This window comes from Croceibacterium salegens, assembly GCF_009827435.1.
Lineage (GTDB): Bacteria > Pseudomonadota > Alphaproteobacteria > Sphingomonadales > Sphingomonadaceae > Croceibacterium_B > Croceibacterium_B salegens.
Map to the genome: position 1 here is coordinate 1 of NZ_WTYM01000025.1, position 20,160 is coordinate 20,160.

General features: G+C 63.4%; 16 protein-coding genes and 1 pseudogene. 11 read left to right on the top strand and 6 right to left on the bottom strand.

Features of this window, described 5'->3' with window-relative positions; all coding sequences use genetic code 11:
• The 4 genes and pseudogenes from GRI89_RS02530 to GRI89_RS02545 form a co-directional block, all read right to left on the bottom strand.
• Positions 1-440: FAD-dependent monooxygenase (locus tag GRI89_RS02530; RefSeq protein WP_159791898.1), on the bottom strand; the 440-nt coding region annotated here is incomplete at its 3' end.
• Positions 441-445: 5 nt separating this feature from the next.
• Positions 446-1,912, bottom strand: coding sequence for a sulfatase-like hydrolase/transferase (locus GRI89_RS02535; protein ID WP_159791900.1), 1,467 nt, complete (start codon positions 1,910-1,912; stop codon positions 446-448).
• 105 nt (positions 1,913-2,017) lie between these two features.
• A pseudogene (locus GRI89_RS02540) lies at positions 2,018-2,197 on the bottom strand (aldehyde dehydrogenase family protein); the annotation flags it as partial.
• Positions 2,198-2,233: 36 nt separating this feature from the next.
• Entirely contained in the window at positions 2,234-2,920 is a 687-nt protein-coding gene (locus GRI89_RS02545; protein WP_159791902.1) for a GntR family transcriptional regulator, read from the bottom strand.
• A gap of 113 nt (positions 2,921-3,033) precedes the next feature.
• On the opposite strand from GRI89_RS02545, the gene GRI89_RS17910 reads away from it, so the two are divergent.
• The 11 genes from GRI89_RS17910 (at position 3,034) to GRI89_RS02600 (ending at position 17,822) form a co-directional block, all read left to right on the top strand.
• Entirely contained in the window at positions 3,034-4,725 is a 1,692-nt protein-coding gene (locus GRI89_RS17910) for a CocE/NonD family hydrolase (RefSeq protein ID WP_235912711.1), read from the top strand.
• A gap of 112 nt (positions 4,726-4,837) precedes the next feature.
• Positions 4,838-7,516: a TonB-dependent receptor domain-containing protein gene (locus GRI89_RS02555; protein WP_235912724.1), complete on the top strand. Its 2,679-nt coding sequence runs from the start codon at positions 4,838-4,840 to the stop codon at positions 7,514-7,516.
• A 43-nt stretch (positions 7,517-7,559) separates the two neighbouring features.
• Positions 7,560-8,657 (top strand): CapA family protein, encoded by a 1,098-nt coding sequence (locus GRI89_RS02560; protein ID WP_328598050.1) that lies wholly within the window; start codon positions 7,560-7,562, stop codon positions 8,655-8,657.
• Position 8,658: 1 nt separating this feature from the next.
• Positions 8,659-9,105, top strand: coding sequence for a TRAP transporter small permease (locus GRI89_RS02565; protein ID WP_268891718.1), 447 nt, complete (start codon positions 8,659-8,661; stop codon positions 9,103-9,105).
• The gene (locus GRI89_RS02570) at positions 9,102-10,409 is read left to right on the top strand and encodes a TRAP transporter large permease (protein WP_235912712.1); all 1,308 of its coding nucleotides are present in this window, start codon (positions 9,102-9,104) and stop codon (positions 10,407-10,409) included. The genes GRI89_RS02565 and GRI89_RS02570 overlap by 4 nt, the downstream gene beginning before the upstream one ends.
• Positions 10,406-11,281, top strand: a complete 876-nt coding sequence (locus tag GRI89_RS02575) for a hypothetical protein (protein WP_159791908.1) — start codon at positions 10,406-10,408, stop codon at positions 11,279-11,281. The genes GRI89_RS02570 and GRI89_RS02575 overlap by 4 nt, the downstream gene beginning before the upstream one ends.
• Positions 11,278-13,362, top strand: coding sequence for a CaiB/BaiF CoA-transferase family protein (locus GRI89_RS02580; protein ID WP_159791910.1), 2,085 nt, complete (start codon positions 11,278-11,280; stop codon positions 13,360-13,362). Before GRI89_RS02575 ends, GRI89_RS02580 begins: the two co-directional genes overlap by 4 nt.
• On the top strand, positions 13,359-14,645 hold the full coding sequence (locus GRI89_RS02585) for a 2-hydroxyacyl-CoA dehydratase subunit D (RefSeq protein WP_328598048.1): 1,287 nt from the start codon (positions 13,359-13,361) through the stop codon (positions 14,643-14,645). Before GRI89_RS02580 ends, GRI89_RS02585 begins: the two co-directional genes overlap by 4 nt.
• A gap of 17 nt (positions 14,646-14,662) precedes the next feature.
• Positions 14,663-15,670: a TRAP transporter substrate-binding protein DctP gene (gene dctP, locus GRI89_RS02590; RefSeq protein ID WP_235912714.1), complete on the top strand. Its 1,008-nt coding sequence runs from the start codon at positions 14,663-14,665 to the stop codon at positions 15,668-15,670.
• Positions 15,667-16,830, top strand: a complete 1,164-nt coding sequence (locus GRI89_RS02595; protein ID WP_328598049.1) for a CaiB/BaiF CoA transferase family protein — start codon at positions 15,667-15,669, stop codon at positions 16,828-16,830. Before dctP ends, GRI89_RS02595 begins: the two co-directional genes overlap by 4 nt.
• A 17-nt stretch (positions 16,831-16,847) precedes the next feature.
• Entirely contained in the window at positions 16,848-17,822 is a 975-nt protein-coding gene (locus GRI89_RS02600; protein WP_235912716.1) for an alpha/beta hydrolase, read from the top strand.
• Here GRI89_RS02600 and GRI89_RS02605 read toward each other — a convergent pair.
• Together GRI89_RS02605 and GRI89_RS02610 are read right to left on the bottom strand one after the other, a co-directional pair.
• The gene (locus tag GRI89_RS02605) at positions 17,819-18,589 is read right to left on the bottom strand and encodes a hypothetical protein (RefSeq protein WP_159791914.1); all 771 of its coding nucleotides are present in this window, start codon (positions 18,587-18,589) and stop codon (positions 17,819-17,821) included. The two genes, GRI89_RS02600 and GRI89_RS02605, sit on opposite strands and share 4 nt — an antisense overlap.
• An 11-nt stretch (positions 18,590-18,600) precedes the next feature.
• On the bottom strand, positions 18,601-20,157 hold the full coding sequence (locus GRI89_RS02610) for a hypothetical protein (RefSeq protein ID WP_235912718.1): 1,557 nt from the start codon (positions 20,155-20,157) through the stop codon (positions 18,601-18,603).
• Between the last annotated feature and the right edge of the window lie 3 nt (positions 20,158-20,160).

Genomic DNA, 20,160 nt, shown 5'->3' on the forward strand with positions numbered 1-20,160 from the left:
TGCCCGGCCCCGTCCTTGGTGAAGGTGACATAAGGCGCATCGCCCTCGGCCTCGTGAAGCACCACATCCTCGGCCTCGTAAACCACTTCAAGCTCGCGCTCTTCGCGCGCGTCCATGAGGTCCTTGGTCAGCTCGGTCTGGCCGTAGACGACCACCTGCTTGCCAGTCAGTTCGGCGATGTCGATGCGGATCAGCCGTTCGCCGTCGGCGAGGTTGAACCCGTCGTGCGGCAGCCCTTCTGCCTTGAGCCGCGCATCGAGGCCGAGCCGCTCCATCAGCGACACCGTGATCCCTTCGAGCACCCCGGCGCGGATGCGCGAGAGCACGTAGGCGGGCGAGCGACGTTCCAGCACCACGCACTCGATACCTTCGGCACGCAGAAGGTGGCCAAGCAACAATCCCGCCGGCCCCGCGCCGATAATGCAAACCTGCGTCTTCATCGGTCTCATTCCAAGGACGGCGCCGGGCGACCATAGGTCTTGCAATTCGAATCGGGGGACTTCTGCAGCTCACCAGCCTGCATCGCTGGATCGATGCAGTAGCCTTCGATCCCGTCTCGAGGGGCCATCGCAGCGTCCCAGTCCTGCCATGCCATTCGGAGCCGCTCGAAGACCACCGGCTCATGCCCCTTGCGATTTGCCCGCTCATGCTGGTCGTGCGACAAATCGAAGAGGAACTCGTTCCCTTCGAGTGAGAAGTACTTCCAGTTGCCCTGCCGCGCAGCTGCCTGGTTGTGTCCCTGGAAGCTCCAGAACAGCGATCGTTCGCTGGATTGACCTGTCATCCAGGACCCGAGCAGACTGATCCCGTCGAGCGTGACATCCTTCGGCTTGAGACCGGCCAGTTCCATGAAAGTGGGATAGAAATCCATCGTCACTGCCATTTGGTCGCTCTCGGTCCCAGCGGGTATTCGGCCCGGCAGTCGGGCGATCGCAGGCACACGAATTCCCCCTTCGAGCAGGTAGCCCTTCTCTCCGCGGAACGGCCAGACATCGGAATAGCGTTCGCCACCATTGTCGCTGGTGAACACGACCAGCGTTTTGTCCGCCTGCCCGAGATTGTCGAGTTCGGTCAGAACTCTCCCTATATTCCGGTCCATGCTTTCGACCATTGAGGCGAAGACGTCCAGCGAGCCGCCGTCGTCATGGGAACCCTGCGTGCCGAGGGAGAAATCCTCTGGGCCCTCCCAGGGCCAGTGCGGCGCGTTGAAGTGCAGATTGATTGCGAACGGAACGCCGGCGCCGGAGGCAGTCTGGATGCGGGAAATCGCCTGGTCCGCCAACAACGTGGTCATGTAGCCATCGTGTTCGATGACGTCTTTCTGGTCGACCAGCGCCTTGGCGCCGAAATACTCGTGGGTGAAGTAGTCGATGCCACCGCCGAGAAAACCGTAGAAGTCGTCAAAGCCGTAGTTGAGCGGACTACCCTCGGGCGTGGGGCCGAGGTGCCACTTGCCGACCAGGGAGGTGCGGTAACCAGCAGATTGGAGTTGCCGCATGTAAGTCGGATATTGTGGAGGGATCGCCGTATCGCCCCATGGGCCTGGGCTGAATGGTTCGACTGCGCCGGTCCGGAATGCGCGGTTATAGCGGCCGGTTGCCAGCGCAAGCCGCGTTGGTGAGCAAACCGGTGAGTTGGCGTAGGCGTCGGTCATCCGCACACCTTGTTTCGCAAGACGGTCAAGCACTGGAGTGCTGATGTGGCGTGAACCGAAACAGCCGATGTCGGCATAGCCGAGATCGTCCGCGAGAATGAACAGGATGTTCGGCTTGCCGGCCGTATTTCCTGCGATTGCGGGAAACGTCAGTGTGGCCGCGCCAGCTCCCAATCCGCCCAGGACGCCGCGTCGCGAAACATCCGTATTGACCATTATGCCCTCCCAGCTCTGCTGATGCAGGTGTCGGCACTTCACTTGGGGCAAGGGTGAAAGGCAACCGAATTCACGTCGATGAAATTGTTGACAATTGAATGCCCGGCCAACGAAAGCTTAGGCCTAGACTGGCGTCGACCCTCCCGCTCAAATCGGGTGTTGTCCAGGTTCGGCCCCGAAAGTGATCCAGCGAAGTTTGGTGAAAGCGTCGATGCTGGCTTTACCGCCGAAGCGGCCACAGCCTGAGGCTTTCAAGCCGCTAATCGGCATCCGCGCTTCGTCCGAGACCTTCGAGGCGTTGACGTGGCAGATGCCCGGCTGGACCTGGCGGGCAACTTTGGCGGGTGAGTATTTCTGTCCGGATCAACCATCGCCGTAGTGTACGTTGCGATCAAGTTCCGACAGGTACTTCAGTCCATTGATGACGTGCTTGCGCATGGCGGCTTCCGCGGCATAGCAATCGCCTGCCATGATCGCGTCGACGATAATCCGATGGTCCTCCACGGCAGCGCGTAACCGCTCTCCCCGGTAGAACGACTCGAAAACCAGGTGGTGGATCGGCGTATTGAGCCGCTGGACTATTCCCTGGATCACGAGATTTCCGCCGGCTTCCATTATCAGGTTGTGCCACTGCGCATTGAGCCGGGCGAAGTGTTCAGGCGCAGCCCCGGCAACGCATTCGTCCATTTCCGCAGCAATCCGCGACAACTCCGACTTCTGTTCGGGCGTGGCCTTGCGGGTGAAGTCAGCGGCACAGATTCCCTCCAGCGCGCCGCGGGCGTGATAGAGTTGGCGAACTTCTTCCATGCTCGCATCGCGGACTGAAGCACCGCGATATTCTTCGATGTCAACGAGCCCCTCTGCCGAAAGCCGCTGCAGCGCCTCGCGCACCTTGAACCGGCTGCCGCCAGTTTGACGAATGATGTCGACCTCAACCAGCCGCTGGCCCGGGACGAGTCGCTGGCGGCGGATCTGCATGCGAATCCACTCGGCAATCTCGATGCCTGAGGGCCCCTTCTTGGGCAGCGCGCCGGTCACCTTATTTTCCATTTGCGTGGCATTCCCCTCGACAACCAGATTGTCAATAATTTCGTTATCGTGATTTTCGTTGAAGTCGTCGACCTAACGGTATTGTCTGACAATTGGGAAGAGGGAACACGGCAATGCGTCGCAAAATTCGCGCATCGGTGATCGCAATGGCGCTTTCAGCGTCACCGCTGTCGGCCGAGTCCTATCCCGATGTCGTTTCGACCTCGAACTATGTCGCCGTGCGTGACGGCACCCGGCTGGCCATGAGCGTATACCGACCGGCCGTGAGTGGCCAAGCGGTCAACAAACCGCTGCCCGTCATCTTCGTCTTCACGCCCTATCGGGGACGTTTCAAGGGGCCGGACGGCAAGATCAACGAGACGGCGCTCGGCGACAATCTCGGCCTGCGCTCGCTGCTGCGCGCGGGATACGTCGTCGCGGTAGCCGATGTCCGCGGCAAGGGAGCGTCATTCGGCCACCGCCGAGGCTTTCAGGACCGAACCGAAGCGCTCGACGGACGCGACTTGGTCGAATGGCTTGCGGAGCAACCCTTTTCCGATGGCTCCGTCGGTATGGTCGGCTGCTCCTATCTCGGCGGTTCAGCGTTCCAGGTTGCCACCACCGCTCCGCCTTCGCTCAAGGCCGCTTTCATCGGCGCCAGCGATCTCGACAAGTATGCCTTCGTTCGCAACGGCGGCATCACCGCGCAATTCAACACCCGGCCCGACGAGGAGCCTGAAGTCGACCTCGCCACAGTTCCCATGGACGAGGATAGCGATGGCTCCATGCTCAAGGCCGCTGTCGCTGAGCACGCGAGCAACACGCCGATGGGCCCGCTGTGGTATGGAATGCCCTATCGCGACAGTTCGTCGACGTTGACCGGAACGAAGTTCTGGGAAGAAGTTGGGCCCTACAACTATCTCGACACCGTCAAAAGAGCGGGAATCGCGACCTATTTCTGGGGCAACTGGCGCGACGAGCCGACCAGCCAGATCATTCTCTCGGCGGCAAACCTCTCCAGCCGCCTGCTCGCCGGGCCGGGGGGGCATTGCCAGCCGCCCCAAGGTTTCGACCTGCCCGGCGAGATCGTCCACTTCTTTGACCATTACCTGAAAGGCGAAGATCCCGAATACGACAAGCTGCCGCGCGCGACCTACTGGGTTGAGGGTTTGAACGGCACCGGCGGATACGTCACGTCGGCCGAGTTGCCCGGCGTCCGCTCCCGACCCCTGCCATGGTTCCTCTCACGAGGCGGATTCGGATGGCAAACCGCCGGTGCTGCCGGTGTCAGCACCTTCACAGTCGACTACGACCTGCCGCCTGCCGAGTACTTCGCGTTCTGGCCGCAGCCGATGGTCGATCATGGGCTGGGATTTACGAGCGCACCCTTGCAGAGCGACATTGAGTTCGTTGGCTATCCGGTTGCACAGCTCACGGTTTCTTCGGACAATCCTAAGGCGGACGTCTTCGTCTACCTCGACCGGGTCAAGACCGACGGCACCAGCGAAGTCATTTCGTTCGGGCGTCTGAAGCTGTCCCACCACAAACTGTCGCTGGCACCCTACGAGACGCTTGGCCTGCCATGGCATTCCGGTTTCGCGAAGGATGTCGATGCGCCTGCCCCCGGCGCCGACGTTTCGCTTTCGATCGCGATGACGCCGGTCTCGCTAGTGGTACCGGCGGGCGACAGTCTGCGTTTCGTCGTTGCCGGGGCCGACCCGCGGCAGCGCAATCTCGCAGATATCAAGCTCAACCCCGCTCCTCGGATCACGGTCCGTTGGGGCGGGCGCGATGGATCAAGGGTCGATTTGCCATTGTCGAATTGAAGCAAAGCGGAGCCGCATAACGACGGCCCGGCATCGAGGGAGATGTAACATGAGTGTCCGACTTGCGAAGCCAAACCTCTGGAAACTGCTATGCGGCGCATCGCTGAGCTCGATGCTCTGCGCCTCGCCCGCGCTGGCCCAGGATGCGCCTGACGACCAGGAACAGCAGGCATCGAGCGAACAGACGACACAGGCCGCTGCGAGCGACGGCAACACAATCATCGTGACCGGTAGCCGCATCGCCGGCGTCGCGCCGGTCGGTGCGATTGTCACCACGCTGGGCCGCGACGAAATCGAAAGCGCCGGCCAGGTAACGCTCGACCGGATGATCAAGGAGCTGCCGCAGGTCTTCGACATTGGTTTCTCGGATAACTCGCGCGCACAAAACGCAGGCAACGGTAACGCGACCTGGTCGAACTCGATCAACCTGCGCGGCCTCGGGCCGTTCGCCACGCTGATCCTGCTCGACGGCCATCGCATGACCACCAACGGCCGGGCCATCAGTCCTTCGGTCATCCCGACGCTGGGCGTCGAGCGAGTCGAGGTGATCGCCGATGGCACCTCAGCCATCTATGGCTCCGATGCCGTGGCCGGCGTGGTCAACCTGATCCCGCGTCGGAATCTCAACGGCGTGGAGGCATTCGCCCGGCTCGGATCGACAGGCAACGGCGATTTTTGGGAATGGAATGCCGGCCTGGCGCTCGGCAAGACCTTCGATCGCGGCCAGGTCATGGTTGCCTATGAGCACGCCTTCCGTTCGAACCTCAACGGTGCGGACCGCGACTTCAATACGTCCGATCTCACGCCTTGGGGAGGACCCGACTACCGCGTGAACCAGTGCTCGCCGGGTACGCTCATCTACGGCGGAACGACATATGCCCTGCCCGACCAGTACACCGGCGGGCCGCTCCAGGCCGGGACCAAGAACGTCTGCGACCCGCTCGCTGACCAGGACCTTTTCCCGGAACAGAAGTATGACTCCGTCAACGGAACGGCGACCTTCGAAGTCTTCTCTGGCGTGGAACTGCTGTTCGACGGCTATTACAACCGCCGTGATTTCAAGCGTATCGCAAACACGATTACGGCAACCTTCACCGTGCCGGAAACGAATGCGTTCTTCGTCGCGCCACCGTTCTATACGCCCGGCTCCGGCGGCTATCAGATTGCCTACAACTTTGCCGATGAATCCCCGACAGACCCATATCGCGGCTACCAGACCAACTGGCAGGTGACCCCGGGCCTGCGAGCGAGCCTCTTCGGCGACTGGAAGTTTGAAGGTAAGTTCGGTTACGGCAAGGCCGAAGATCGCGCCGGGAACACCCAGGGTCTCAACACGGCCGGACTCAATGCCGCGCTGGCGAGCAGCAATCCGGCAACGGCGTTTGACCCATACGGGGGTGGACGTACGACCGACGCCACGATTGCGACCATCTTCAACGGTGAAGGTACATTCCCGCTCAATGCCAAATTCACCACCTGGCAAGGCGGGGTGAACGGCACACTCTTGGCATTGCCGGGCGGTGATGTGAAGCTTGCCGTCGGCTACGAAGGCCAAGACTTCTCACAGACCCTCAATTCGGGTCTGCCCACCGAGAATACCCACAGCCGCCAGGTCAATTCAGGCTATGCCGAGGCGCACGTACCGATCTTCGGACCAGAGAACGCAATCGCCGGGTTCCAGGATCTCGAACTCACAGCAGCGGTGCGCTACGACGACTACAGCGATGTTGGGAACACCACCAATCCCAAGTTCGGCATCAATTGGGTGCCGTTCGACGGCCTGAAGCTGCGGGGCAGCTATGGCACGTCGTTCCGTGCGCCGACCTTCCCGGAAATCTTCGGCAACAGTTCGCGCCTCTACGTCCAGAACCACCAGAACCCGACCGGCGGCGCCGCGATCCCGGTCTTCAAGATCGGTTCCGGCCCCAACCCGGACCTTGGTCCGGAAACCGCCACAACCTGGACTGTCGGAGCGGACATTACTCCGGTCAGTGGTCTGACGGTCAACCTGACCTATTTCAACATTGCCTATGAGAACACGATCGCCGGGCTGCTCTCCAACCTCTCGATCCTGACCTACGCCGACGAGTATGCCGGCACGGACGTGATCCTCTTCGGCAAGGCCGCGTACGACCGCATCGTCGATATCCGCGACAATGGCATAGCGGGCACAGGTCCAATCTCCGTTTTCCCGATTGCGGGCGCCAGCACGGCATGCCTTGACGCACCGCTGCCAGACTATTCCAACTGCGTTTATGCCGACGGGCGCAGCCTCAACCTCGGGCGTTCGCAGATGACCGGCATCGACTTCAATGCCCAATACATCGCCTACGTTGGTGACATGGACACATTGACGTTCTTCGTAAACGGCACCTACCTGATCGACTACGACGTGGCCTTCACGCCGGGCGGCGATTTCGTCAGCCTCAAGAACAAGATCTACAACCCCCTCACCTTCAAAGCGCGCGGCGGAGTGGCCTGGGATCGAGGACCGTTCAACCTCAGAGCGACCTTCCAGCATGTCGGCGGGTACACCAACGATATCGTGAATCCGACCGAGAAGGTGAAATCCTATGATCTGATCGATCTCGCCGGCAGTTGGAACATTGCCGACACACTCGATCTGGGTCTCGATCGCCTGCTGCTCGGGATCGAGGTGCGCAATCTCTTCGATACGGATCCGCCCTACGTCAATTCCCGGCAGGGCCAGAACAGCGGTGGGGGATACGACCCCACGGTTACCAATCCCATCGGGAGGGAATTCGCTGTAAGCCTGCGGACTTCGTTCTGACGTCGAAGCGGGGGCAGCGGTAAGAAGCGTGTCGAAAGCCAGTGTGGAAATCGTCGTCGCGGGCGACCTCGTCCTCGACGAGCCTGACGCAGATCACTGGCTTTCCGGCATTGCACCCGCCTTGCGCGCTGCAGACCTCGCGATAGGTCATCTCGAAGTGCCACACACCGAATGCGGTGGCGAGGTGCCGGACGATGTGCCTGCTCCAGGTGCCCCGCCCGGCAACCTGAGGGCTATCGCGCGGGCCGGAATTTCGATGGTGAGCCTGGCCGGCAATCACATCGCCGATTGCGGGGCACAAGGCATTGCCGACACGATTGCCGGACTCGATGAAGCAGGGGTCGCCCATGCTGGCGCCGGTGCAGACATTGCGGAGGCAAGGCGGCCTGCTGTTTCCTGTGTGGGTGCCCAACGCATTGCCCTGCTGAGTTACAACTGCGTAGGTCCGGAATTTGGATGGGCCGGCCCATCCCGAGCAGGCGCTGCCTACCTCCCGCTCCGAACCGAGAACGGCGAACCAGTTACGCCGCAGTCGCAAATCGTCGGGATCGAACCTCAGGTGCGCGATATTCTCGCTGCCGACATTGCCGCGGCACGCGCGACCGCAGATTTCGTGATCGTCGCGATGCACAAAGGCCGGGTCCACACGCCTGCCCTGCTCGAATCCTACGAGCGGCCCCTCGCACACCTTGCGATCGAACTTGGAGCCGATGCGGTCGTGGCGCACCACGCCCATATCGCGCGAGGGATCGAATTCCACCTGGGCAAGCCCGTCTTCCATGGTCTCGGCAATGGCTGTGTCGTGACCCGGGCCCTTTCTCCGTCGCAGAATCACCCCGCGCGGGCCGATTGGGCTCGCAAGCGCCAGGAGTTGTTTGGTTTCGCCCCTGACGAGGGATACGATCTTGCGCCTTTCCATCCCGAAGCCAAGCTGTCGTTTCTCGGCCGGCTGACCCTTCTCGAGGGCGAGTCCCCCCGGACCTCGATAATCCCGGTCTTCGTCGAACCGCCAGGACGGCCGGTCCTGGCGCACGGCGAACGGGCAAGTGAGGTGCGAAACTATCTGGAGCGGATAACGGCCGTCGCCGGCCTTCCGGGCATCGTGGTCGAGTCCGACGGCAACGTCAGGGAAGCCGCCTGACATGCGCAATATTCTTGTCTGGGTCGGGGGGACTGCGCTGCTTGCTGCGACCGCCATCGACACACTCGCAGTGGCTGGACGAAACTTGGGCATGCCGATCCTCGGCTCGATCGAACTTGTCCAGGGGGCAGTCCTTGTCTCGGGCACGGTCGCGCTCGTCCTAGCCACCCTGTCCGGTGGCCATGCCCGAGTGCGTCTCGTCACCGATCACTTGCAGGGCCTGCCGCGACGGCTCCTGGCCAGTGCGGCCCGCATTGCCTCGGTCAGTCTGTTCGCTGCGCTTGCCTTGGGTTCAATCTGGTTGGCGGCAGACCTTTGGAACGGTCATGAACGAAGCGAGGTCGTGGGTGTGCCATGGCGCGTTCTGCGTCTTGTGGCCAACGCCGGGTTTCTCGCCTGCGCCCTGATTGCCCTGAAGCAAATCATGATCGGCAGGCCGAGACCATGATGTACGACACGCCCCAGACTGGTCTTGTCGGCCTCGCAGTTCTGTTCGTGCTGATCCTCAGCGGCGTTCGGATCGGCGTCGCGCTGGGACTGGTCGGTATCGGGGGGCTATCCGTAATTCTCGGGCCGGAGGCCGCTGTCATCAAGGCCGGGGTTGTCGCGATCGACACCCTGACGCGATACGAATTGGGAACGTTGCCGCTGTTCCTGTTGATGGCGCAGGTTCTCCTCGCGGTGAATGCCAGCGGCGACATGTTTGCCGCCGCCGCGCGCTTTGTCGGGCACCGTCCGGGCGGCCTCGCATATGCCGCAGTGGCCGGCTGCGCCGGTTTCGGCGCCATCAACGGGTCGAGCCTTGCAACCGCCGCCACAGTAGGCTCGGTCGCACTGCCGGAAATGCGCCGCCGCGGCTATTCCGACAGCCTCGCCACCGGGACGGTCGCGGCCGGAGGGACGCTGGGGCAGATGATCCCGCCTTCGGGCGCGCTGATCGTGTTCGGCATCATTGCCGAAACTTCGATCGGCGAACTGTTCACAGCGGCCATCATCCCCGGCATCACCCAGGCGTTATTCTATTTCATAGTGATCTGGCTGCTGATGCGCTGGAAGCCCGGACTGGCCCCGGAATCCGAGCGCGCGCCGTGGTCCGAACGCTGGCGTTACCTCGCGCGCATCTGGGATATCGTGGCGCTAATCCTGCTGGTGATTGGCGGCATCGCCTTCGGCTGGATCAGCCCGCCCGAAGCGGCGGCAATCGGCGCTGCAGGCTCATTCGTACTGGCCCTGCGCCGTGGCGGCCTGTCGCGGACACAGCTTTTCGACGCGTTCGAGGCCGCGCTGAAGACCAGCGGGATGATCTTCCTTATCCTGATCGGAGCGCTCGTCTTTTCGGTTTTCGTGGCGGTCACGGGGCTGGCTTCTGCGGCCAGCGAAATGGTCACCGCAATGCATCTCGGACCCGTAGGTACGCTTGTTGCAATCGCCGTGCTCCTGCTCGCTCTCGGTTCGGTGCTGGATGGCCTGGCCCTAATGCTCCTGACCACCCCGATCCTGTTGCCTATCGTCCGCGACACCGGAATGACCCCAGTGTGGTTCGGGATCTTCATCACGCGGGCCATGGAAATGGGCCTCGTCCACCCACCGCTGGGAATGAACCTCTACGTGATTCAGAACGTAACCAAGGATGTTTCGATCGGCCGCATCTTTCGCGGTGTAGCGCCATTTCTCGCAAGCGATTTCGTTCACCTGCTGCTGCTGATCCTGGTGCCCGGGCTGGCGCTGTGGCTGCCGGGAGTCCTCGCATGACCGGGACTATCGCCCATGTCGGTCCCGAGATCCCCCAGCGCCTGCTGCGCGCCACGGGCCGCCATGCCGGGGCGATTGCCTTCGACCCCGATCGAGCAACTTCGGCTGCCGACCGGTGGATGGAGAGCAAGTTTGCGCCCTGGGCCAAGTCGATCCTCGAAGGCTGGGCTTGCGAGGAATACATTGCACATTCTCACATCGTATTCAGTCGCGCCGACGACAGCGCGCAACGCCTTTACTACTACATCTGCGAGCTGCAGCGCCGCGGGCTGTTAAGCGGGCCCGAACCGGTAATCCTCGATATAGCCAAGGTTCCGCGCGAGAGCAGTCTGGCGCACACGGCACAGTCACTCAAGAAGCTCGCGGACAGGCTCGGTGTCGGCGTTGACGACCTCGTCGCAGCCGGCGCCCCTTCCCCTCACGGCGTCACCGACTTGGAGAGGCCGGTATGCCTGCTAGCCGGAACCCCACCGCCCGACCGGCGTCTGCACGACGCCATCGAAACGGCCGGCTACGGCGCGGCAGGCGCTACTTTGGTGGAAAGCTGGGGCCTTCTCGACTATGCAATCGACCCGGCCCTGGGCGACCCGTTCGAGACACTGGCCCGTCAGGTCCATGTTTCGCCACATGGCCCGCGAGCGTTTATCGACGCGGGGGCGAACCTGATCTCGCAGATCGAAGTGCTCGGCGCCGCAGCGGCGGTTCTGTGGCAGATTGAAGAGGACGAGGCGCAAGCCTGGCACTTGCCGGCACAGCGTGCGGCGCTCGAACGGGCGGGCATCCCCTCGCTGGTGCTGACCCGCCGCGATTGGCTGGCGCGCGACGGGGCTGCGGAGGAGATCGTCGCGTTCCTTTCGGGAGTTGGAGCATGAGCCTGCTCGCAGGACATCGCGTCGCCGTGCTTGGCGGTATGATTGAGCGCCCGTTGGCGCGCTTCCTCGCCTCGCTCGGCGCCGAGATCGGAGGAGGCTTGGAAGGCGCCTCGTTCGTCATCGATGATCTCGGCCTTGAGGCGACGCGTGGCCTCGGCATTCCGGAAAGCGCGGTCCACGTCTCGGTGACCACGTTTGGCTCGGACGGTCCGCGCTGTGGCTGGCGCGGCGGCGAGCTGGTCGCCTCCGCTATGGGTGGCGCGTTGAGGGTCACTGGCGAGCCGGGTCGCCCTCCGGTCAAGGAAGCGGGCGATGCCTGCACTTTCCACGCCGACATGGTTGCAGCTGCCGGAGCAATGGCCGCACATTATGCCCGCGGCACGCACGGCAAGGGCCAGCACGTCGACATTTCGATCCAGCAGGTCGCCTTCAGTCGCGGTGCCAGCGGTGCGCTCGTCTGGCAGTTCGACAGGCGGAAACTTTCCCGGGTTGGCGGCAAGCTCGCCTATGGCAAGGTGACTGTCCGTGCGATCTGGAGGCTCGCCGACGGCTGGTGCTTTCACTCGCTTATGACCGGGCGCCTCGGCGCTCCCGCAAACCAGGCGTTGTCCGACTGGATGGACGAGACGTTGGCAGACAATCCGCTGCGCGGTGTCGACTGGCTGGCCTACAACCGTTCGACCCTGCCAGCGGAAACTCGCGCGGTGTGGGAGGAGGCGATCGCCGCGTTCTTCGCCAGCAAGACCAAGCGTCAAATCGCCACCGAGGGCCTGCGTCGCGGGATCAATGCCTGCGTGGTCAACGAACCCGCCGATGTCCTGGCCGATCCGCACCTCGCCGCGCGAGGGTTCTTCGACACTACCGACGGGTTGCCACAACGTTTTGCCGCTATCCGCACGGGCGAGCCTGCGGAAGTAAGCTCGTCTCCCGCTGCCGCCCGGCCTGGCCCGCTGTCCGGTGTGAAGGTCCTCGATTTCGCATGGGCGCTAGTCGGATCGATCACGACCAAGACGCTCGGCGACCTTGGTGCCGACGTGGTCAAGATCGAGAGCCGAACCCGCCCAGACCTCGCCCGTCTCGACGTGCAGGTCGCGGCCTCGAAGCATGGCGAGTTCGACGACAAACCATGGTTCGCCCACCTCAATTCCTCGAAGCGCAGCGTCACGCTCGACCTCAAGAACCCGGAGGCGTGGAAGATCCTGCGGCCTCTGATCGAGTGGGCTGACGTGGTTGTCGAGAACTTCTCGCCCGGGACGATGGCCAAACTCAGCCTCGGCTACGACGAACTCAAGGCGATCAATCCCGGCATCGTGATGGTTTCGGGTAGCGTCTTTGGCCAGACCGGACCGCTGGCGCAGGAGTGGGGTGTCGATGGAACGGGCGGCGCGCTTTCGGGGCGGACCTATCTGACCGGCTACGAGGGTGGCGACCCGGTGATCCCGGGAGCGGTCCCGTACGGCGATGTCATTGTGCCATTCGTCATGGCCGGATGTGCCGCGGCGGCCCTGCAGCGCCGGCGGGAGACAGGGCGTGGGGGCCACATCGATGCATCGATGTACGAGATTTGCGTGCAGCAGATGCGGCCCTATCTCAAGCGCGCGAAGGCCGGCGAACGGCCGCAGCGCAGCGGCAACACCGACCCCATGGTTCACTTCCAGGACGTCTTCCCCGCAGCGGGGGATGACCGCTGGATTGCCATCAGCGTGTCCGACGATGTGCAAATGAAGCGCTTGATTGAGCACACCGGACACGAAATCGCTGCGTGGACAGCCGCCCGGAACGATCAAAAAGCAGTGGCCGAGCTGCAAGCAATCGGAATTGCCGCGGGGGTGGTGCAGGATTGCGAGGACATGATCGAAAACGATCCGCAGCTCTCTGGGCGCGGGGCGCTTGTCACGCTCGACCACCCGCTCCTCGGACCATTCGGTCATATCGCCACCCCGATCCGCTTCTCGCGCGACATTCCCAGGCCCTACCGCGCACCGCGGATGGGCGAGCACGTGCGCGAAGTGGCCGGTTCGATCTGCGGACTGGACGACGCGACGATCGACCACCTTGACGGTGAAGGAGTCTTCAAGTGACCGCCGGCCCCGGAATTCGCAGCCGCAAGACCCTCGCCTGTACAGCGGAGGCGACAGCGTTCCAGAAGGCCTTCGGGCAGGAGCTGAAACGCAAGGTCGTGGAAGAAGGCGAGCCCTTCGTCATCGCCCAGGCCGACACACCGCACGAGATCTTCCACGCGATGGATATCCCGGTCATCGCCAATCAGTGGTGGTCGGCCTACATCTCGGCCAAGCAGCTTTCCGCGCGCTACTTCGATGCGATGGTCGAAGCTGGCTACCCGGCAAACTCGTGCAAGTATTGCTCGCTCGGCCTCGCCTGCACGTTGGCCAACGACCCCGCGACCGCGCCGTGGGGCGGACTGCCCACCCCGACCGTCCTCGTCGCCCGGCTCACCTGCGACTGCATCCAGCACGTCTTCGGGCAGTGGGCCCAGGCCATGGGCACCGACTTCTTCCCGATGGAAGCGCCCGCCTGGGAGCACAAGGAGGTCCACTGGTACACCCGCTCCAACAGCGAGTGGGAAGAAGTCTACGAAGAAGACCGGATCGCACTCATGATGCGCGAGACCGAGGACCTGATCGCCCTGCTCGAACGCAAGACCGGGCGGACCCTCGATCTCGGCAAGCTAACGCTGCTGATGGACCGCATCAACGAGCAGGAACAGTACCTCTGGGAAGCCGCGCAGGCGATCGGCGAGGCGCGGCCCTGCCCGGTCTCGATCGCCGAGCAGATGCCCAACACGATGATCCCGCAATGGCACCGCGGTTCCGACTGGGCGGTGGAGCACGCCCGCAAATTCCGCGACGAGGTTCGCGAACGGGTCGCCCATGGCCTCGGCGCCTCGACCAACGAGAAGCTTCGCCTGATGTGGATTGGCGCAGGCGTGTGGCACGATCCAGGTTTCTACCAGGCGCTGGAAGAGACGAAGGGGGCGGTGTTCGTCTGGTCGATGTACCTGCCATTCGCCGGCCCGCAGTACATCCGCGAGGTGAAGGGCAAGCCGATGGAAGCCCTCGCCAGCCGCATCTGCTCGATCAACGAGGTCCTGCACCTGCCGCCATGGATGAACGGCTGGATGACGAGCGAGGCCGAGCGCTGCGGCATCGACGCGGCGGTGATGCTGCTGCCCCCCGACAACAGACTTTCGCAGTCGGGCAACAAGCTGACCGCGCTGGCGCTCGAGGAAGCTGGCGTGCCGGTGCTGATGATCGATGCCGACATGGTCGACGCCAAGAACTGGGACCATGACGCAATGGTCGCGCTCGTTGCAGATTTCCTCGCCGGGCGGGGGCTGGCTTGAAGCGGTTTGCCCTCCCCTTGCTACTGGCCCTTGCCGCCTGCGCCCGGCCGGTCCCCGCCGGCGTGACCGAGCTCACCTATGCCACCCCCTATCCGCCAAGCCATCCCTTCAGCCGCGCCGACCAGCGCTGGATTGACTATGTCGAGATGGCATCTGGCGGAACGTTGCAGATTCACCCGGTGTGGTCCGGCGCCCTCCTCTCCTCGGACATGTCGCTCGAGGAACTGCGCCACGGCGTCGCCGACATCGGCCTGATCACGCCGATCTACACTCGCGGGGGAACGCACCTGGTGCGCATCCAGTCGGGTTTCTACAGCGGCGCCGATACCATCGCTGACCAGGTCGCGGTCTACCGCTGCCTTGAGCGATCGGTGCCGGAGATCGGACACGAGATGTCCGGACTTCACGTGCTGGCGATCCAGGGCGGGCTCCTTCCCGGGGTGATCACCAGCAAGAAACCGGTCCGCTCTCTCGAAGACCTCAATGGCATGCGTATTCGTGCTCCGACGGAGCTGCTCGCAGTGTTGCGCGGCCTCGGCGCCGACCCGGTAAACATGCCGATGGGCGACGTCTATTCGGCAATGGCGCGCGGGGTTATCGACGGCGTCGTCGCCCCGGTCGACACCTTCAAGGTGCTCCATTTCGACGAGGTCGGACGCTATTTCGCCACCCTCAAGGTGCCGCGCGGCGCATACCCGTCTCGGGCGATTGGCGACAAGGCCTGGCAGCGCCTGACCTCGGACCAGCAGGCTTTGCTGGAAAGGTCCACGGGGGTCTGGGAAAGCGCACTCGCCGACGAAATCGAAAAAGGCGCCGTGGCAGGCGCACGGGCGGCCCGGGCCGCGGGAATCGTGGTGCATGACATCTCACCGGCCGAGCAGTCGCGTTTCGACGCGCTATATCTCGAGGATGCGGAGAAGAACGCCCGCAAGTTGGCCAAGTTGGATATCGATGGTCTCGACGCCTTCAGGAAGGCCCGGGCCAGCATCACGGAGACAGGAATCAAGTGCGGAGTTCAGTCGTGAACCAACCTCTCAGTGGCATTCGGGTCGCGGATTTCAGCCATGTCATGGCCGGCCCGTTCGCTTCGCACCTCCTGCGGCTGATGGGCGCCGAGGTGATCAAGGTCGAACCAAAGCACGGCGACCAATTCCGCAATTACAGTCCCGATCCGAGCTTCGCCGACATGAGCCCGCCGTTCATCGCTGCCAACGTCGGCAAGAAGTCCATAGCGTTGGATCTCAAGGACCCGGACGATCTCAAGGTCGCTCGCGCGATCGTCGAGCGCTCGGACGTGATGATCGAGAATTTCCGCCCCGGCGTCATAGCCCGTCTGGGACTTTCCTACGAAGAGGTTCGCAAAGCCAATCCGCGAATAGTCTACTGCTCGGTGTCGGGCTACGGGCAGAACGGACCGCAACGTGACTGGCCGGCGATCGACAATATCGTGCAGGCGACCACCGGCATGATGATGTTGAGCGGAGGCGAAGGTGAGCCGCCTGTCCGTGTCGGTTTCCCGATCGTCGATACGCTGGCCGGGCAGACCGCCGCCCTCGCCATCCTTGGCGCCATAATCCAGCGGCACCAGACGGGGGAAGGGGCCTACATCGACGTCTCGATGTTCGATGCGACGCTGGCCTTCATGACCTCGGCGATCACGCCTTACCTCGTAACCGGTCAGGCGATGAAGCGCATGGGCAACACCGGCTACAGCGGGTTGCCCACGGCATCGTTGTTCACCTGCCGCGACGACCGGCAGGTCTCGCTCGGCATCGTACAGGAAAACCAGTTTGCGGCCTTCGCCAAGGTCGTCGGCCGCGAAGATTGGCTAAGCGACGACCGATTTGCCTCGGCATCCGCCCGCCGCACGAACTTCGAGCTGGTGCACGACGAACTCGCAAGGACGTTCGCCGAACGCGATGCGGCCGACTGGGAGGCAGAGCTGAGCGCAAAGGGCATTCCCTGCGGGATGATCCGCACGGTCAACGAAGCCGTCGACCTCGCCAGCGACGCGAGCTTGCTGCACGTTCCGATCCCGGGGATCCCGCAGATCGGCACTCTGGCGATCCCCAATGCGGGCTTCTCGATGGAGCCAGGCGCCCCAGGCACTGACGAACCGCCACCCCGCCTCGACCAGCATCGCGAGGAAATTCTCGCCTGGCTCAGCGGCGACAGCGCAATCTAGCGACGGGAGAGGGTTGTATGATCAATTCGAAAAGTATCGCGGTCGTTGCCATGACGCTTGCGCTGCTGCCGACGACGGCGGGTGCCCAACAGCAGGCGGCCGCGCCGAACGATTTCGCCCGCATGATGGCCGAGGCAAACAAGGTTCCGGACACACCGGGCGACGGCCCCTATCCGGCAGTGATGGAACTCGATTCCGGCATCCCCGACCACGTTGTCTACCGCCCGGCGGACCTAACACCCTTCAAGGGCGGCAAACTGGCGGTTTTCGCCTGGGGCAACGGCGGTTGCGCAGACGACGGATCGAGCCAGCGGCAGCATCTCGCGGAGATCGCCTCATACGGCTACCTCGTCATCGCTCCCGGCAAGTGGCGCAGCGGCCCCAACGCCAAGGTCCAACCCGAGCCGCCACGCGCGCCGGATGCGGGCCAGCGGCTTCCTCCTCCGGCAACTAGCGCCGACGACGTGCGCGAGGGCCTCGACTTCGCGCTTTCGGAAAACGCTCGCAATGGCAGCAAGTATGCCGGACTGATCGACAAGCAGGCGGTGGCCGTCGGTGGCTTCAGTTGCGGCGGACTGCAGGCTATCGGTCTCGCCTCCGATCCGGGGGTGACGACGGTGGTCGTGCAGAATTCCGGTATTTTCAACGACAACCGGGAATCGATCGGCGGGATGACCCTGCCCAAGTCGGCACTCGAGAAGTTCCACACACCGGTGATGTATTTGCTCGGCGGTCCGACCGACATCGCCTACGCCAACGGGACCGACGACGTCAGCCGCATCGGCCACGTACCGGTGGCGCTGGTCAACCTGCCGTTCGGCCACGGCGGCACATACAACAAACCGATGGGCGGCACCGCGGCGGGCATCGTCGTCGACTGGCTGGAATGGCAACTGCGCGGCAGCAAGAGCGCGGCACGCAGCTTCCTTGGCGCCAATTGCCGCCTGTGCGTCAATCCCGAGGCAACGGTTGAACTGAAGAATTTCGACTAGGGCACGATCCTGATTTCGACCCGGCGATTGTCGGGCCCGCCAAGGGCCGGACTTTCGTCGGCTGAAACGACGTAGGTGGCCTGGTCGATACCGGCTCCCAAGAGCATGGCGGCGATTTCTTCGGCGCGAGCGCGTGCGATGCCTTCGTGTTCGGCGAGGAGTGTTCCGTCCGCCAGCTTCGTCGCTCCGCGGTAGCCGCGGATCTCGACCCGACGGGCATTGGTCTGCTGTGCATAGAGCAGGACCGGGTTGAGGAACCGCGGAGTCTTGAAGCCGACCATGCCCTCGAATTCGTAAGGCACTGTGAAGGACTTTGTTTCAAACGGAGGCTGCGGCGCGGCAGGCGGATCGGGATAGGTGAACGCCAAGCGGCCCATGCTCGGGCCGGGCGGGCGCGGCGGTTCGAACGGCAGCGAGATATGCGGGTTGACCATGCGCAGATCGTCGCACTCGGGAGACGCCTCGGGCATGATCGACACGGTCACCGGGTCGATAACCAGGCCGCCGCAGATGCGCGGTGCGCTTCGGTCCACCCCCCCCTCCACGAGTACCTTGTGGCCGAGCGAGGGCGGATTGAAAGGGGCCGAAACGTCCGACTGGATCCCCAGGTAATAGGTTTCTCCATCCCGCTCGACGATCCAGCAGGGTACCGTCGGGGTATCCTGGACGATCGGGCAGGCGACAAACGGCAGGGGACCTGGTTCGGCGGCCTGGGCGGCGAAACTGGCACTCGCCAGCACGGCGGCGGAAACGGGAAGAAGGCGCATCCGGCCCCTCCTCACAGGCTCGTCAGGAAGTTGCCGAGATCGGTCTTTTCCTGCTCGCTGTACTGGATGTTGTAACGCCGGTCGTAGAAATCGATCAGCTCGCGAATGTTCGCCGCCGAGCCGTTCGAGAAATAGGGTGCGTGAGCCGCGAGGCCGCGGAACTGCTGCATCACGATCGCGCCGACATCGTTGCATTTGCCGGAGATGAGGGCCCTGCCCGGGTCCTGCGTGTAGATCACTCGGCCGAGATATGGGTGCGGTTGCACGTCCTTGTGGCAGGTGATCTTGAACAGCGGCATCAGCTCGTCCTCCGTCTGCCAGGGATTGCGCGGCGCCTCCTTGGCCCAGGGCAGGTTGGTGGTGCCCAGGTCCATCCAGCCGTTGGCGGTGTCCATGCCGGTCATGTGCATGCCGTGGCAGGTGGCGCAGGTCCGCTTGACCGGATTCCCCAGCCCGACATTGTTGAGGTACATCGAGTCCTTGATCCAGAAGGTACGGAAGTGAAAAATCTTCTGGCCCCGCAGGATCGACTGGCGTTTGGCGAACTCGTCGTCGCTCTCCCCCGGCTTCTTCACTTGCCACGCGTCGCCGACGGGAATGACCCACTTGGTAATGTTGTTGCCGAGAACGCCCTTCTCTCCCCTGGCGAGATTGTAAGGGCCCATGCCGGGAGGGCCATCGGACTCGACCAGGCTGCCTGCTCCGTCGAGCTTCACCTGCGCTGAGTAGATCTGGTACTCGAAATCCTTGATCCTCTGGAGTTGCTCGGGGCTGAGCTTGCCGTCGAACTGAAGATGAGTGATGGCCGCCTCGACCGCCTGTGTCTTGACCGTCGGCTCACGCGCGTCGGCCATCATGTTCATGTTGACCGGCTGGCCGTTTTCGGGATCGCGAAGCGCGGGCTCGCCGGTCTTGCCCACGAACGCCCCGATCCCGAAATTGCGGTGCAGGACGTACTGCATGTTCGCCACCACCCGCGGCCGACGATAGACTGAAATCGTCGGATTGGCGCTGTTGAGCCCGTAGCTGGGATCGAGGTTGCAGCCGCCCGGATCGCGGACCACCTCGATATCGAATTCCGGCTTGATCGGCGTGCCGTCGCGTGCCTTTGGAGGCCAGGGCAGGAAGATCCGGAACAGCCCCCGCTTGAGCAGGAGCGAATGCGATGCCGGATCGCCTTGCGGCAGGTTCGGGCAGTTCGCCCCGTCGATCACCGCAAATATCGGGTCCCTCCCATCAGTTGCCTCCCAGCGCTCGTGGATCGATTTGAGGGAGAGCGCCATGCCGTCCGCCGGCTGGTGGCAACTGACGCAAGCCCGCCCGTTGCGCCCGAGCGGTTCGAAAAACGGATGTCCCTTGGTCTCGAAGGCGCCTCCGTCGTTGAGCAGGCCGAGTTCGCCACTGTCGTTGGCGTACGAGAGATACGCGGGAAAGCTCCTGCCCTCCCCTGGAGCCCACCAGCGAGATGGTCCGTCCGAACTGGTCGCAGCACTTGCCGCGAAACAGGCGATACCGGTGAGCAACAACAGTCGATCGCCTCGTATCCTGCCGATCTTCGTCGTCCCCATCCA

Excerpts from the sequence above, each read along its gene's own strand:
- GRI89_RS02545 (WP_159791902.1), bottom strand. The coding sequence starts at position 2,920 with ATGGAAAATAAGGTGACCGGCGCGCTGCCCAAGAAGGGGCCCTCAGGC.
- GRI89_RS17910 (WP_235912711.1), top strand. The coding sequence starts at position 3,034 with ATGCGTCGCAAAATTCGCGCATCGGTGATCGCAATGGCGCTTTCAGCG.
- GRI89_RS02555 (WP_235912724.1), top strand. The coding sequence starts at position 4,838 with ATGCTCTGCGCCTCGCCCGCGCTGGCCCAGGATGCGCCTGACGACCAG.
- GRI89_RS02565 (WP_268891718.1), top strand. The coding sequence starts at position 8,659 with ATGCGCAATATTCTTGTCTGGGTCGGGGGGACTGCGCTGCTTGCTGCG.
- GRI89_RS02570 (WP_235912712.1), top strand. The coding sequence starts at position 9,102 with ATGATGTACGACACGCCCCAGACTGGTCTTGTCGGCCTCGCAGTTCTG.
- GRI89_RS02575 (WP_159791908.1), top strand. The coding sequence starts at position 10,406 with ATGACCGGGACTATCGCCCATGTCGGTCCCGAGATCCCCCAGCGCCTG.
- GRI89_RS02580 (WP_159791910.1), top strand. The coding sequence starts at position 11,278 with ATGAGCCTGCTCGCAGGACATCGCGTCGCCGTGCTTGGCGGTATGATT.
- GRI89_RS02600 (WP_235912716.1), top strand. The coding sequence starts at position 16,848 with ATGATCAATTCGAAAAGTATCGCGGTCGTTGCCATGACGCTTGCGCTG.
- GRI89_RS02605 (WP_159791914.1), bottom strand. The coding sequence starts at position 18,589 with ATGCGCCTTCTTCCCGTTTCCGCCGCCGTGCTGGCGAGTGCCAGTTTC.
- GRI89_RS02610 (WP_235912718.1), bottom strand. The coding sequence starts at position 20,157 with ATGGGGACGACGAAGATCGGCAGGATACGAGGCGATCGACTGTTGTTG.